Genomic DNA, 13230 nt, shown 5'->3' with positions numbered 1-13230 from the left:
ACAGGAGCACCCCCATGTCCCTTTCCGGCAAGACCCTGTTCATCACCGGTGCCAGCCGTGGCATCGGCCGCGAGATCGCCCTGCGGGCCGCCGCCGATGGCGCCAACATCGTCATCGCCGCCAAGAGCGCCGAGCCCCATCCCAAGCTGGAAGGCACCATCCACAGCGTCGCCGCGGAAGTGGAAGCGGCCGGCGGCCGGGCCCTGCCCCTGCAACTGGACGTGCGCGACGAAGCCGCCGTACGCGATGCCCTGGCCCAGGCGGCCGAGCACTTCGGCGGCATCGATGCCCTGGTCAACAACGCCGGCGCCATCAAGCTGGTGGGCGTCGAGCGCCTGGAACCCAAGCGCTTCGACCTGATGTACCAGATCAACACCCGCGCGGTGATGGTCTGCAGCCAGGCCGCCCTGCCCTACCTCAAGCAGAGCGGCAACGGCCACATCCTCAACCTGTCCCCGCCGCTGAACCTCGACGCCAAGTGGTTCACCCAGCACGGTCCTTACACTGTCACCAAGTACGGCATGAGCATGCTCACCCTGGGCATGAGCGAGGAGTTCAAGCGCTACGGCGTCAGCGTCAACTCGCTGTGGCCGAAGACCATGATCGCCACCGCCGCCATCGAGTTCGAACTGGGCAGCCGCGACGCCTTCAAGCGCGCCCGCACCCCGGCGATCATGGCCGACGCCGCCCACGCCATCCTCTCCAGCGAAGACCGCCGCATCACCGGGCGCCTGCTGGTGGACGAGGAGATCCTCCGCGAACAGGGCCAGACCGAGTTCGAGCACTACCGCTTCGACCCCGAGGGCGGCAGCCTCATCCCGGACCTGTTCGTCGACTGACCTTCCTGACCCGGCGCTCAGAAACGCTCAGTTCTGCGCGCCAACGTGACACTAAAGTGCCATCTCGCTTTGCAACCGGCGCCACCCCGGCGCCGGATCAATCCGGATGGCCTCATGACACGCATTTCCCCACGCTTGCTGCCCTTCCTGCTGGGCTTCGCCTTCACCCCGCTGGCCCAGGCGGCCGTGACCACCAGCTTCACCCTGGACAACGCCACCATCGGCACCTACAGCCGGGCCGGTTCCAGTGGCAGCAATTTCCAGTACGTGTACCAGTACTTCACCCCGTCCACGACCGGCAGCTACACCTTCGGCATGGACGCATCGGCGTTCAACGACCCGTACATGTACTTCTACCGGGGCAGCTTCGACCCGAACGACCCGGCCGCCAACCTGATAGGCCAAGACGACGACGGCAACAGGGTGTCCACGGCCTGCAATACCTCAGGGGCCTTTCACTGCCCTCAGTTGACGATGGACCTGGAAGCAGGTGTCGACTACTACCTGGTGATCACCACCTATAACGGCGGCGTCCCGATCGTCCTGCCGCTGAGCTTCTTCGTCACTGGTGATATGGCGGTGGACGTCGGTGGCGAATCCAGCGGCACGGCCCTGGTGCCCTTCTCCGGCACACCGTCGGTAGGGGCTGCCGCCCAACTGGACGCTCTGCGCGGCCAGGCAGGTGCGCTGCAGGACACCATCCGCCTGCTGGATGCCATGACCCCCGAGGCCAAGCGCGCGACCCTGGCGCGCATCGCCCCGCAGAGCAACGTCGCCCATGAGCTCGCCTTGCAATCCGTGCAGCACAGCGTCTGGAACAGCCTCTCCGGCCGCCTCCATGGTCTGCGTGCCCAGGATGACAGCGCGCTGGCCCTGGGGCTGGTGGACAGCGACGCCAGCCAGTGGCTGGCCAGCAATGCCGACGCTGCCGGCAAGGCCGCCCGTGCCCCGGCACAGGGTTTCTGGATCCAGGCCTTCGGTGGCCGCCTCGATCAGCGCAGCCACGCCGGCTACAGCGGCTACGACAGCCACACCCAGGGCATGACCCTGGGCCTGGACACCCGCCTCAACGACGCGTGGGTTGCCGGTGCCGCCTTCAGCTACGGCACGGTCAACCTCAACCAGCAAGGCGAGCGCAAGGGTGACGGCAGCGACATCGACACCTACCAGCTCAGCGCCTACGCCAGCCGCGACTTCGGCGCCTGGTACCTGGACGGTATGCTCGGCTACGCCCAGCAACGCTTCGAGACCCGCCGCGACACCGTCCTCGGCGGCACCGCCGAAGGTCGCTTCGACGGCCAGCAATACAGCGCCCTGCTGGAAGCCGGTCTGCCGCTGCGGCTGACCAGCCAGGCAACCCTGACGCCGCTGGCCGGCCTGGAGTGGAGCCAACTGCACCTGGACAGCTACAAGGAGCGCCATGCCGGCGCCCTGGGCCTGGACGTAGATGGCGAGCGCCAGGACCGCCTGGCCAGCCGCGTTGGCGCACGCCTGGGCATGGACCTGCCGCTCTCCGGTGGCACCCACCTGCAGCCGGCCGTGCAGATGACCTGGCGCCACGAGCTGATCGGCAACGCCCTGGACACCAACGCCCGCTTCATCGGCGGCGGCAACGCCTTCTCCACACCGGGCCAGCGCCTGCCCCGCGACAGCTACCAGCTGGACCTGTCCCTGGCCATGCTGCGTGCCGACGGCAGCAGCGTGAGCCTGGGCCTGAGTGGTGACACGGCGACCGCCCGCAGCGGCTTCGCCGGCCAACTGCAGGCCAAGTGGCTGTTCTGATCAGCTCCTGAAACCCGGCGGCGGAGTCATTCCGCCGCCGTTCCAGACCAAGCCGAGTACTGTCAGAGCATCGCTGTAGGCGGACATCTGCGCTGTCTGCTCGTCATCACCGGGCAGCAAAAGCCGCAGCACATGGGCAATGATCAACTCCCCCGCAACATGAAAGGAAAGTCTTACAGATAAAAGAGAACATAAATATTGACCAGAAAGCCTTTAGCAGGCCTGCACTCCCCATCCAAGTCTAGGCTGCAGTTACACCTGCCAAGACTGGACCCGGAGGAGCCATGCAGCCTGCCCAAAATGCTTCTAAATCTCGCAGGCTGGAAACCACTACGGGCCTGTTATCGGTGCTAGTGGGGCTGACACTTCCCCTACACGCTTACCCCGCCACAACCACCTTTACTTTGGACACGGCAACCATCGGCACATACAAACGCCCCGATACGGGCCCAAATGTGTCGTTCCAATACGTATTCCAGTTCTTCACACCCAACACGGACGGGATCTACACCGTCGGAATGGACGCCTCAGCCTTCGAAGACCCCTACATGTACTTCTACCGGGGCACCTTCGATCCATCCGACCCGACTGCCAACCTGATCGGTCAGGATGACGATGGCAACGAGGTCTCCACGGCCTGCAGCACCTCGGGCAACCCTTACTGCCCTCAGTTGAACGCTCAGTTGGAAGCAGGTACCCACTACTACGTCGTCATCACGACCTACGACGATAGTGTTCCGATCATTCTGCCCTTGAGCTTTTTTGTCATCGGCGGATCCGCAGTCAACGTAGCGGGGCAACCCGCACGCCAACTCAGAAGCATTGCAAGCAGCCCTGCGCAGTCCATAGCGAATCAACTGGATACCCTGCGGGGTGAGCCAGGCGCTCTGCAGCGGTCCATCCGGCTACTGGATGGGATGACACCCGAAGCCCAGCGCGAAACCCTGACCCACCTGGCGCCTCAGAGTAACTCCGCTCACGAGCTTGTCTTGCAATTCATGCGCAACAGCATCTGGCACAGCCTCTCCGGCCGCCTCCATGGTCTGCGTGCCCAGGATGACAGCGCGCTGGCGCTGGGCCTGATGGACAGCGACGCCAGCCAGTGGCTGGCCAGCAATGCCGACGCTGCCGGAAAGGCCGCCCGTGCCCCGGCGCAGGGCTTCTGGATCCAGGCCTTCGGTGGCCGCCTCGACCAGCGCAGCCACGCCGGCTACAGCGGCTACGACAGCCACACCCAGGGCATGACCCTGGGCCTGGATACCCGCCTCAACGAGGATTGGGTTGCCGGGGCCGCCTTCAGCTACGGCACGGTCAACCTCAACCAGCAGGGCGAGCGCAAGGGTGACGGCAGCGACATCGACACCTACCAGCTCAGCGCCTACGCCAGCCGCGACTTCGGTGCCTGGTACCTGGACGGTATGCTCGGCTACGCCCAGCAGCGCTTCGAGACCCGTCGCGACACCGTCCTCGGCGGCACCGCCGAAGGTCGCTTCGACGGCCAGCAATACAGCGCCCTGCTGGAAGCCGGACTGCCGCTGCAACTGACCCGCCAGGCGACCCTGACGCCGCTGGCCGGCCTGGAGTGGAGCCAACTGCACCTGGACAGCTACAAGGAACGCCATGCCGGCGCCCTGGGCCTGGACGTCGATGGCGAGCGCCAGGACCGCCTGGCCAGCCGCGTTGGCGCACGCCTGGGCATGGACCTGCCGCTCTCCGGTGGCACCCACCTGCAGCCGGCCGTGCAGATGACCTGGCGCCACGAGCTGATCGGCAACGCCCTGGACACCAACGCCCGCTTCATCGGCGGTGGAAACGCCTTCTCCACGCCGGGCCAGCGCCTGCCCCGCGACAGCTACCAGCTGGACCTGTCCCTGGCCTTGCTGCGTGGCGACGGCAGCAGCGTGAGCCTCAGCCTGGGCAGCTACAACGCGACCGCTCGCAACGGCTTTTCCGGGCAGGTGCAGGCCAAGTGGCTGTTCTGACCCCTGCTGGATAATCAGTCCGCCCAAAGTCCCGCACCACAAACACTCCGTTATTTGCCGAACTGACCGCCCTCCTCCGCGCGCGGGCCAAGTGCATGCGCCGGAAACGCGTCTAGATTCGCCGGTGGCGCCTATTCCCACCCCGCGAAGGTGGTCAGAACAACAAGACTGAAGTGCGAGAACCATGACCCAGGCCGACCTGATCTCCCCGTTCCGCTTCCTCGCCCGCCTGCCGGCGAACCTCAACCGCGTGCCCCGCATGTTGCTGGGCCTCTACTTCACCGGGATCCGCAACCGCGACAAGACGCTCTCCCTGGGCTGGGCCCTGGAGCGGGCGGCGGCGCGCTATCCGCAGCGGCCGGCGGTGATGGACGAGACGCGCAGCCTGACCTACGCCGAGTTCAACGCCTGGGCCAACCGCATCGCCCACGCGCTCAAGTCCGAGGGCGTGGGCCCTGGAAAGGTGGTGGCGATCATGCTGGAGAACCGCATCGAGATCCTCGCGGTGCTGGCGGCAGTGGCCAAGCTGGGCGGCATCGGCGCACTGGTCAACACCACCCAGCGCGGCAAGGTCCTCGCCCACAGCCTCAACCTGGTGAAGGCCGGCCACCATGTGGTCGGCGAAGAGCTGCGCAGCGCCTTCGAAGAGGTGGAACCGGAACTGGAGACCGCCGGCGCCCGACGCTACTGGGTGGCCGACGACCTGGACACCCGCCGCGACGCCGGACAGGCCCCGCGCGGCTGGACCAACCTGATGCGCCTGGCCGGCGAGCACGGTGCGGAGAACCCGGCGGACACCGGGCGGGTCCGCCTGAAGGACGCCTGCTTCTACATCTACACCTCCGGCACCACCGGCCTGCCGAAGGCCTCGATCCTCAGCCACGGCAAGTGGATCAAGGCCTACGGCGGCTTCGGCCACTCGGGGCTGGGGCTCACCGACCGCGACGTCTTCTACCTGACGCTGCCCTGCTACCACAACAACGCCGTCACCGTGAGCTGGGCCTCGGTGCTGGCCGGTGGCGCGGCCATCGCCCTGCGCCGCAAGTTTTCCGCCAGCAACTTCTGGAAGGACGTGGCGCGCTACCAGGCCACCTGCTTCGGCTACATCGGCGAGCTGTGCCGCTACCTGCTGAACCAGCCGCCCTGCCCCGAGGAGAAGGACAACACCCTCACCAGCATGATCGGCAACGGCCTGCGCCCGGCCATCTGGGACGAGTTCAAGACCCGCTTCGGCATCCAGCGCGTCACCGAGTTCTATGCCTCCAGCGAAGGCAACATCGGCTTCACCAACGTCTTCAACTTCGACAACACCGTGGGCTTCTCCCCGGCCACCTACGCCATCGTCCGCTACGACCTGGAGAACGACTGCCCGGTGCGCGACCACAAGGGCTTCCTGACCAAGGTGGACAAGGGCGAGCCGGGCCTGCTGATCAGCGAGATCAGCGAGAAGTGGCCCTTCGACGGCTACACCGACCCGGCCAAGAGCGAGGCGGTGATCCTGCGCAACGTGTTCAAGAAGGGCGATGCCTGGTTCAACACCGGCGACCTGATGCGCGACATCGGCTGCAAGCACGCGCAGTTCGTCGACCGCCTGGGCGACACCTTCCGCTGGAAGGGCGAGAACGTCTCCACCACCGAGGTGGAAAGCGTGCTGGGGGTGTTCGACGGGGTGGAGGATGCGGTGGTCTACGGCGTGGAGATTCCCGGCACCAACGGCCGCTGCGGCATGGCGGCACTGCGCCTGAGCCCCGACGCGGACCTGGACGCCGCCGCCGTGGCCGAGCACCTGGACCGCGAGCTGCCGCCCTATGCCGCCCCGCTGTTCCTGCGGCTGCTGGACGAGATCGAGACCACCGGCACCTTCAAGTACAAGAAGACCGACCTGAAGAAGGCTGGCTTCGACCCCACCCAGGTCAACGAGCCGCTCTATGTGCGGCTACCGGGGGAACCGGCCTTCCGCCCCCTGGACACCGACCTGCATGCAGCGATCCAGAGCGGCGAGTACCGCTTCTGAGGCTGTTCCACGGGGTGAGCCCGGCTCACCCCGTGACCTCCCCGCCATGAGCGCCAGCCAGGCTACTGCTTGAACTCGATCTGCAGCTCGGCGCCCTCCACGGAGCGCAAGTAGTCTTCTTCCCGCTGGTTGGTGATGAGCTTGCCGTTGAGCTGGTAGGGGCTCTGCTCCGGCGGCTTCTCCACGAACATCGGCGGCAGCAGTGGCTGCTCGACGTGCTGCTCCTGCTTCACCCGCGGTTCCAGTTCGTCCACCAGGTGCTTGGGCAGGCTCAAGTCGAGCTTAGGCTCGCGCAGCTTGACCTGCTCCACCTTGGACGGCTTGGGCTTGGCGGGCGTGGGCTTCGGTTTTGGCTTGGGGGTGGCGGGCTTGGGTTTGGGCTTCGGCTTGGTGGTCTCGGCCTTGGTCGGTGCCGGCTTGGGTTTGGGTTTGGCGGTCTCGGCCTTGGTGGCGGTCGGCTTGGGTTTCGGCTTGGCTTGCGTAGAGGCCTCTGCGCAGGCGTTGCCGGGGCTCACGGCGGGCATGGCCACCAGGCCAGGCCAGGCGTCCACCCGGGGGGCCACCGGGGCCGGGCTGGCCAGGGTCGATGCGCAGAAGCCAAGGAACAGGGCAGGCAGCAGGATTCGGGTCATGGAGCGGCTACCGCAGGGTGAGATGTGCGCCATGCTGGCGCGCCAGGCGGACACTGGCAACCCTGCTTCATTCGCGGGCGGCTTCACGGCCGGTGAATACGGCCACCAGCAGCAGGCCGAAGCCCAGGGTATGGACCAGCCCGCCGATGGCGCTGATGCCGCTGAAGACCACGCTCACCCGCGCTGCCTCCATGTCCTCGGCCCACAGGTAGACGGTGAGGTAGAGCACCTGCTGCAGCAGGGTCCAGGCCAGCATCACGCCCATGCTGGCCAGGCAGAAGCGGGCGGCCCGGGGGCGCTCGCGCCAGTAGCGGACGGACAGGGCGATGCCGGCCAGCCAGGCGATGATCAGCGGCACCAGGCCGATGTAACCGAGAACCTGCATGGTCAGGGCGTGGGAGAGGATGCTCTCGCTCATTGGGGTCTCCAGGGGTCGAGATGGGCGGTATCGAGGCGCCGCCACTGGGCAGCACGGAGGCGCTCGGAAGGTGGCAGCCAGAGGCCGTCCACGGCCTCCAGCGCCTCGGGGGCGACGCCCAGGAGGGCGTCGAGGGGCAGGTGTCGAGGCTCGCCAGCCTCTTCTGCGACGTCGTCGTGGTACGGGTGGTTCCGCCAATGCAACGCCCCTCCGCTGAACCCTTCGAAACGCGGCATCGGGCCGATGGGGTCGGGCCAGGGGTGGAGCCGGTGCGCGAGGGTGTCCAGCACCAGCAGGTGCCACTCACCGTCGTCATGGCGGGTCAGGGCCAGGTAGCGGCCGTCCGCCGACCAGGCCATGGCCGGCGCGAGATCGGCAAGGGCGCAACCGCAGGCGGTGAGCAGGTACCCACCCTGGCGCGGCAGGCGCTCATGCAGGTAGGCGCCGCCATAGGCGGTGCGGCTGCCGAACAGCCAGGCCGCATTGCCGCCGGCGGGCGCCGGCAGCACGAAGTCGCCGTAGGCGTTGGAAGCGGGCGGCTGGCTCAGCGGGCGCCAGTCGGGCAGCGGCTCGAGTGCCGCGCCCACACGCAGGCGGCGCAGGGCATAGCAGAGCTGGCTGCCCTCACGGCGCGTGAGGAAATCCGCAGCGCTCGCCACCGGGGGTGGTGGCTGGTCGATGGTCTGCAACGGGGTGGCCGTGCGCGTGTCGGCCAGGCGTCCGGTCACCACGGCCAGTTCGACGATGCCGTCCTGGAAATCCATCAGCCGTGCCAGGGGCAGGCCGAGGTCGATGCCCAGCAGGCGACGGGCCGGCACGTCCGCCACCACCAGGCGATGGGGCACGGCCGGGGCTTCGGCGAACGCCACCAGTGCGAGGTAGCGACCGCAGGCGGAAACACGGTGATCCAGGCACCACTCACCCTCCAGCACCCACTCACCGATGCGGCAGCGGTAGGCAGCCCGCAGCCCGTCGGCGCTCTCCCGCTGCCACTCCAGCAACGGGCGGCGGCCATCGGCCAGCGGTGCCAGGCGCAGGTCGGCCCGCATCACCGGCGCGGCGCGGCCGAGGGGGTGCAGCAGCTCCAGCCGCGTGGCAGCACGCAAACCCGGTCCGGCGCGGCCCCAGGCGTCGAAGCCGGCCAGGCGTTCGAGTTCCTCGTTGAAGATGTGGTGCACGGCGTTCCCATGCGCCATCTGGTCCAGTTCGGGGAGGTCGAAGCGGGCCTGCATGACCAGGTGGGTCGGCTCCAGTGCGAGCGGCGCTTCGAGCATCAGGCGCGGCTCATCCTCCCGGGGCTGCCAGTCGTCCAGGGTGCGCCAGCCCGGCCCGGCTTCCCAGACCCGGACAGGGCATGGCCAGGGGCGCTCCTGGGCGGTGTCGCGCAGGCGGCAGGCGAAGGCCAGGCCGTCGGCTCGCCACACGGGGCGCGCGTCGTCGGGCAGCAGCAGCCCGGTGGGGGCGTCGTCCAGCCACAGCTGGTAGCTGGGGTAGCGCAGCAGCAGCAGCGGGTCGTCACGCTCGCGCAGTCGCTCCGGCAGCCAGGGCTCGCCGCGCAGGCGATGGGGGCCGGTGGGGGGCGAGAGGTCCAGCACGGCCTGCTGCTGCCTCTCGGCCCAACCGGGAGCGAGCCAGAGGTCGCCGATGGCGACGAAGTCCTCGCAGGTCGCCTCGCGCAGCACGGCTTCGAGGCTGAGGCGGTAGCCCTGGTCCGACACCAGCGGGCTGTGGCGACCGCGCAGCTCGCCGCCACTGAAGGCATCCAGCTCCCAGAAGGCGTCGTTGGCGCAGTGGTAGAGCCGGCGCTGCTGGCGATCGAACACCGCCAGCGACCAGGCGCCGCGCGAGGGGATCGGCGCGGCGAAGTAGCGGCCGTCGTCGGAGAAGCGGGCCGAGCTGCCTAGCCCCTCCAGCAGCACGCCGTCGGGCATCAGGTAATCGGTGTACACCGGCCCGCCCATGGCGATCTCGCCCCAGCCCAGGGTGCGCACCGGCTCGCCCTCCGGCGTGAGCAGCTCACCGCCGCCCCAGGCGCTGGTGCCCCGGGCGCCCGCGTCCACCGGGCCGATGGGTTCGGCCGTGACCGGGGCGCTGGCCAGGCCCAGGCGACGCTCCAGGGTCGCCGCGCTGGCCAGGCCGATGAACACCCAGAGCACGCCGGCGCCGATGCCCCAGTAGCCGGGCAGCGTGGCTCCCAGGCTGAAGGCGGCGCCGATCACGACGCTGGTGAGCAGGCTGCTGACGCCCTTGCCGATGCGCGGCCAGCGGGCGACGGCGATCAGCACCAGGGCCAGCCCCACCACGCTTGCGGCCGCACCGGCCAAGGGCAGGCTGGCCACCAGCAGGATCGGCAGCACCAGCACCGCCAGTTGCCAGACGAGCCCCAGCAACAGGCGCGGCAGGCTCTCGGTCGAGGCGTCGGATTCGGGAACGGGGGGCATGTCAGGCTCCTGCGCGGGCGTCACAGGGTGACGGATCGACCGTCACCCTGGCGTGACACAGGCGGCAAGTCGCGACCATCAGGGCGCCGGGGAAGGCTCCAGGGCCTTCAGCAGGGCGTCCAGGTCCTGCCGGGGGTAGGCCTTGCGCAGGGCCTCCAGGCGCTCGTCGGCGGCCTTGGTCTGGCCTTGGCGTCGCAGCTCCAGCACCTCGCGCAGGCCCTGCTGCAGGGCCGGTTCGAGGGGCGCCGCTACGGGCTTGGCCAGCTTGGCGGCGGGCGGGAAGGCCTCGTCGGCGGCCAGGCGGGCCTGCTCGGCGATCCGCGCATCGGCAGTGGCGCTGTCGGCCAGCGCGGCCACCGGGGCGGACTCGAACTGGGACGCGGCCTTTTTCATCTCCGCCGCCGGCGCGGGCGCGGAAAAGGCCTGCATCGGCGGCGCAGCCGGCTCGGCGCTGTAGCCCGCATCCGGGGCGGGGGCGCTACGGGCCAGGGGCGCCGGGGCGGCTGGGGCCATGGCCGGTGCGGGGGCAACGGCGTACTCCGGCGGCTGCCGGTCGAGGTTCTGGAAGGTCAGGCTGACGCCCACGCCCAGGCAGGCCAGGCCGGCGAAGGCCACCGACCAGCGCTGGCGGCCACCGGGGCCGAACAGCCAGGCATGCAGGCGCTGGCCCAGGCTCGGCACCGGCGGGCGGACGGCCTCGCGGGCGGCGGCGAGAATGCGTGCATCCAGCTCGGCGGAGGGCTCGCCCTCGCCGTGGGCACGGAAGTGGGCGAGCAATTGCCGCTCCAGCTCGTCCTCTCTGCGTGGGTCCTGGTTCATGCGGATATCTCCTCGGCGGCGGGGTCGGCCAGCAGCCGGCGCAGCTTCTGCAGGGCATAGCGCAGGCGACTCTTCACCGTCTCGGCGGGTGTGCGGGTCATCTCGGCGATCTCGTGCAGTTCGAGGTCGCCATGGGCGCGCAGCAGGAAGACTTCTCGCTGCTCGCCGGGCAGTTCGTCCAGGGCGGCCTGCAGGCGCTGGCGGTCGCGGCTGAGGCTCAGCTGGGCCTCGGGGTCGTCGGCCTCCTCGCTCGGCAGCAGGTCGGCATGGGCCTGCTCGTCGAAGGCCTCCACCTTGCCTTGCAACCGCCCGTGCTTGCGCCAATGGTCGATCAGCCGGTTGCGGGCGATCTGGTAGAGCCAGGTGCGGAAGGCCACGGCCTCGCGCTGCTCGCTGGCGCTGCGCACCAGGCTGAGCCAGGTCTCCTGGAAGATCTCTTCGGCCAGCGAGCTGTCGCCGCACAGGCCGCAGAGAAAACGGTAGAGGCCGAGGCGATGGCGTGCGTAGAGCACGCCGAAGGCCTCGGCATCGCCGCGTCGGTAACGCCGCAGCAGGGCGGCGTCGTCATCCGTGATGGTGTCGCTCAAGTCACTCGGTCCGTACCGGGTTGGAGGCCGGATTTTGCAGGCTTTGCGCGAGTTCCACCAGTTGCACGAACTCGTTGCGCAGGCCGTAGGGGTCATCGCCGCGCGCGCCACGTGCCAGGGCCAGGGTGTCGGCGTAGCCGAACTGGCCGGTGTAGCGGGCGCCCTTGAGCTGCTGGGCGAAGGCGGCGACCGAGGCGGCGAAGCGCAGGTCGTCGCTGGCCTGGGCGATGGGACGGGCGTCGGCGGCGGCGATGGGTTGCTCCAGCAGGCGGCTGGTGTCGGTGCCCGGCGCCTTGTAGCGAATGCGCAGCCAGGCCAGCTCACCGGCCTTGCCGGCCGCCGGTGCGGCCGGCTGGTAACGCAGCGGCTCCAGCCAGCCCTTGCCGCCGGCCGGGACGATCTCGTACAGCGCGGTGACGGTGTGGCCCGCGCCGATCTCGCCGGCATCGACCTTGTCGTTGCTGAAATCTTCGCGCTTGAGGGCACGGTTCTCGTAGCCCAGCAGGCGGTATTCGCTGACCTGGGCGGGGTTGAATTCCACCTGCAGCTTCACGTCCTTGGCCACCACCTGGAGGGTGGAGCTGAGCTGGTCCACCAGCACCTTGCGGGCTTCGCGCAGGCTGTCGATGTAGGCGTAGTTGCCGTCGCCGGCATCGGCCAGCTGTTCCATCAGGTGTTCGTTGTAGTTGTCCACGCCAAAGCCGAGGGTGGTGAGGGAGATGCCGGTGCGGCGCTTCTCTTCGGCCAGGGCCTTGAGGCTGTCGAAGTCGCTGATGCCGACGTTGAAGTCACCGTCGGTGGCCAGGAGGATGCGATTGATGCCGTCCTTGATCAGGCCCTTGCGCGCCTGGGCATAGGCCAGCTGGATGCCGGACTCGCCGGCGGTGGAGCCCCCGGCGGCCAGCTGGTCGATGGCGGCGCGGATCTTCTCCTTCTCGTTGCCCGGGGTGGACTCCAGCACCACGCGGGCTTCGCCGGCGTAGGTGACGAGGGACACGCGGTCCTCGGGGCGCAGCTGGTCCACCAGCAGCTTCAGGGTGCCCTGCACCATGGGCAAGCCTTCGCGACGGTCCATGGAGCCGGAGACGTCCACCAAGAACACCAGGTTGGCCGGGGGAATGCGTGCGACCTGGGTGTCGGAGGCCTTGATGGCGATGCGCAGCAGGCGCGCCTCGGGGTTCCACGGCGAGCGGGCCAGTTCGGTGTCGATGCCGAACGGCACGTTGCCCTTGGGCAGCGGGTAGTTGTAGGGGAAGTAGTTGACCATCTCCTCGAGGCGCACCGCCTCCTTGGGCGGCAGGCTCCCACCGTTGAGGAAGCGCCGTACGTTGGCGTAGGCGCCGGTGTCGACGTCGATGCTGAAGGTGGAGACCGGCTCGGCGGCCACGGCGTGGACGCTGCTCTCTTCCACCTTGGCGTACTGCTCGCGGTAGCTGTCCTGGTAGCCGGGGAGGCTGTCGGTCAGCGGCGCGGGGGCCACCGGTGCCATCATCTTGTGCTCCATCACCGCGTAGCTGGCGCTGGGTTCGATGGCGATGGCTTCGATGGCGACGGGCTTGGCGGCCAGGCTGTCTTTCTGCGACTCGTTGGCGGCGCCGCGGGTCTCCCCGCCATGCTGGGAGCAGGCGGCCAGGGCGAGCAGCAGGGTGGCGGCGAAACCGGCGGCGAGGGGGCGACGGGTCAGGGCTTGGAGCGGGTGCATGGCGGGTTCTCCTG

At 68.8% G+C, this 13230-nt stretch carries 10 protein-coding genes; 4 read left to right on the top strand and 6 right to left on the bottom strand.

What is annotated here, in order from left to right; genetic code table 11:
* Positions 1-14 precede the first annotated feature (14 nt).
* The 4 genes from BM198_RS06415 to BM198_RS06400 all read left to right on the top strand — a co-directional run bounded on the left by BM198_RS06415 (position 15) and on the right by BM198_RS06400 (position 6617).
* Positions 15-839: an SDR family oxidoreductase gene (locus BM198_RS06415; protein WP_074968671.1), complete on the top strand. Its 825-nt coding sequence runs from the start codon at positions 15-17 to the stop codon at positions 837-839.
* Between the two features lie 114 nt (positions 840-953).
* Entirely contained in the window at positions 954-2621 is a 1668-nt protein-coding gene (locus BM198_RS06410) for an autotransporter family protein (RefSeq protein ID WP_074968669.1), read from the top strand.
* Between the two features lie 998 nt (positions 2622-3619).
* Positions 3620-4603, top strand: coding sequence for an autotransporter outer membrane beta-barrel domain-containing protein (locus BM198_RS30100; RefSeq protein ID WP_244165678.1), 984 nt, complete (start codon positions 3620-3622; stop codon positions 4601-4603).
* A gap of 184 nt (positions 4604-4787) precedes the next feature.
* Positions 4788-6617 carry a long-chain-acyl-CoA synthetase gene (locus tag BM198_RS06400; RefSeq protein WP_074968665.1) on the top strand — a complete coding sequence of 610 codons (1830 nt, stop codon included), beginning with the start codon at positions 4788-4790 and terminating at the stop codon, positions 6615-6617.
* Positions 6618-6679: 62 nt separating this feature from the next.
* On the opposite strand, the gene BM198_RS06395 is transcribed toward BM198_RS06400, so the two are convergent.
* The 6 genes from BM198_RS06395 to BM198_RS06370 all read right to left on the bottom strand — a co-directional run bounded on the left by BM198_RS06395 (position 6680) and on the right by BM198_RS06370 (position 13216).
* Entirely contained in the window at positions 6680-7249 is a 570-nt protein-coding gene (locus tag BM198_RS06395; protein ID WP_197939512.1) for a hypothetical protein, read from the bottom strand.
* A 67-nt stretch (positions 7250-7316) separates the two neighbouring features.
* The gene (locus BM198_RS06390) at positions 7317-7667 is read right to left on the bottom strand and encodes a hypothetical protein (protein ID WP_044404913.1); all 351 of its coding nucleotides are present in this window, start codon (positions 7665-7667) and stop codon (positions 7317-7319) included.
* On the bottom strand, positions 7664-10108 hold the full coding sequence (locus BM198_RS06385) for a hypothetical protein (RefSeq protein WP_074968663.1): 2445 nt from the start codon (positions 10106-10108) through the stop codon (positions 7664-7666). The genes BM198_RS06390 and BM198_RS06385 overlap by 4 nt, the downstream gene beginning before the upstream one ends.
* A 78-nt stretch (positions 10109-10186) precedes the next feature.
* On the bottom strand, positions 10187-10927 hold the full coding sequence (locus BM198_RS06380; protein ID WP_074968661.1) for a hypothetical protein: 741 nt from the start codon (positions 10925-10927) through the stop codon (positions 10187-10189).
* Positions 10924-11514 carry an RNA polymerase sigma factor gene (locus tag BM198_RS06375; protein ID WP_074968659.1) on the bottom strand — a complete coding sequence of 197 codons (591 nt, stop codon included), beginning with the start codon at positions 11512-11514 and terminating at the stop codon, positions 10924-10926. The genes BM198_RS06380 and BM198_RS06375 overlap by 4 nt, the downstream gene beginning before the upstream one ends.
* 1 nt (position 11515) lies before the next feature.
* Positions 11516-13216 carry a vWA domain-containing protein gene (locus BM198_RS06370; protein ID WP_074968657.1) on the bottom strand — a complete coding sequence of 567 codons (1701 nt, stop codon included), beginning with the start codon at positions 13214-13216 and terminating at the stop codon, positions 11516-11518.
* Positions 13217-13230: the final 14 nt, after the last annotated feature.

The sequence above is a fragment of the Metapseudomonas otitidis genome, from assembly GCF_900111835.1.
In the GTDB taxonomy this organism is placed as follows: domain Bacteria; phylum Pseudomonadota; class Gammaproteobacteria; order Pseudomonadales; family Pseudomonadaceae; genus Metapseudomonas; species Metapseudomonas otitidis.
The sequence above is the reverse complement of the archived record's forward strand: the minus strand, read 5'-3'. Positions and strand labels throughout refer to the sequence as shown.

What these genes read in the sequence shown, in the direction of transcription:
- BM198_RS06415 (WP_074968671.1), top strand. Translation starts at nt 15, where the DNA reads ATGTCCCTTTCCGGCAAGACCCTGTTCATCACCGGTGCCAGCCGTGGC.
- BM198_RS06410 (WP_074968669.1), top strand. Translation starts at nt 954, where the DNA reads ATGACACGCATTTCCCCACGCTTGCTGCCCTTCCTGCTGGGCTTCGCC.
- BM198_RS30100 (WP_244165678.1), top strand. Translation starts at nt 3,620, where the DNA reads ATGCGCAACAGCATCTGGCACAGCCTCTCCGGCCGCCTCCATGGTCTG.
- BM198_RS06400 (WP_074968665.1), top strand. Translation starts at nt 4,788, where the DNA reads ATGACCCAGGCCGACCTGATCTCCCCGTTCCGCTTCCTCGCCCGCCTG.
- BM198_RS06395 (WP_197939512.1), bottom strand. Translation starts at nt 7,249, where the DNA reads ATGACCCGAATCCTGCTGCCTGCCCTGTTCCTTGGCTTCTGCGCATCG.
- BM198_RS06390 (WP_044404913.1), bottom strand. Translation starts at nt 7,667, where the DNA reads ATGAGCGAGAGCATCCTCTCCCACGCCCTGACCATGCAGGTTCTCGGT.
- BM198_RS06385 (WP_074968663.1), bottom strand. Translation starts at nt 10,108, where the DNA reads ATGCCCCCCGTTCCCGAATCCGACGCCTCGACCGAGAGCCTGCCGCGC.
- BM198_RS06380 (WP_074968661.1), bottom strand. Translation starts at nt 10,927, where the DNA reads ATGAACCAGGACCCACGCAGAGAGGACGAGCTGGAGCGGCAATTGCTC.
- BM198_RS06370 (WP_074968657.1), bottom strand. Translation starts at nt 13,216, where the DNA reads ATGCACCCGCTCCAAGCCCTGACCCGTCGCCCCCTCGCCGCCGGTTTC.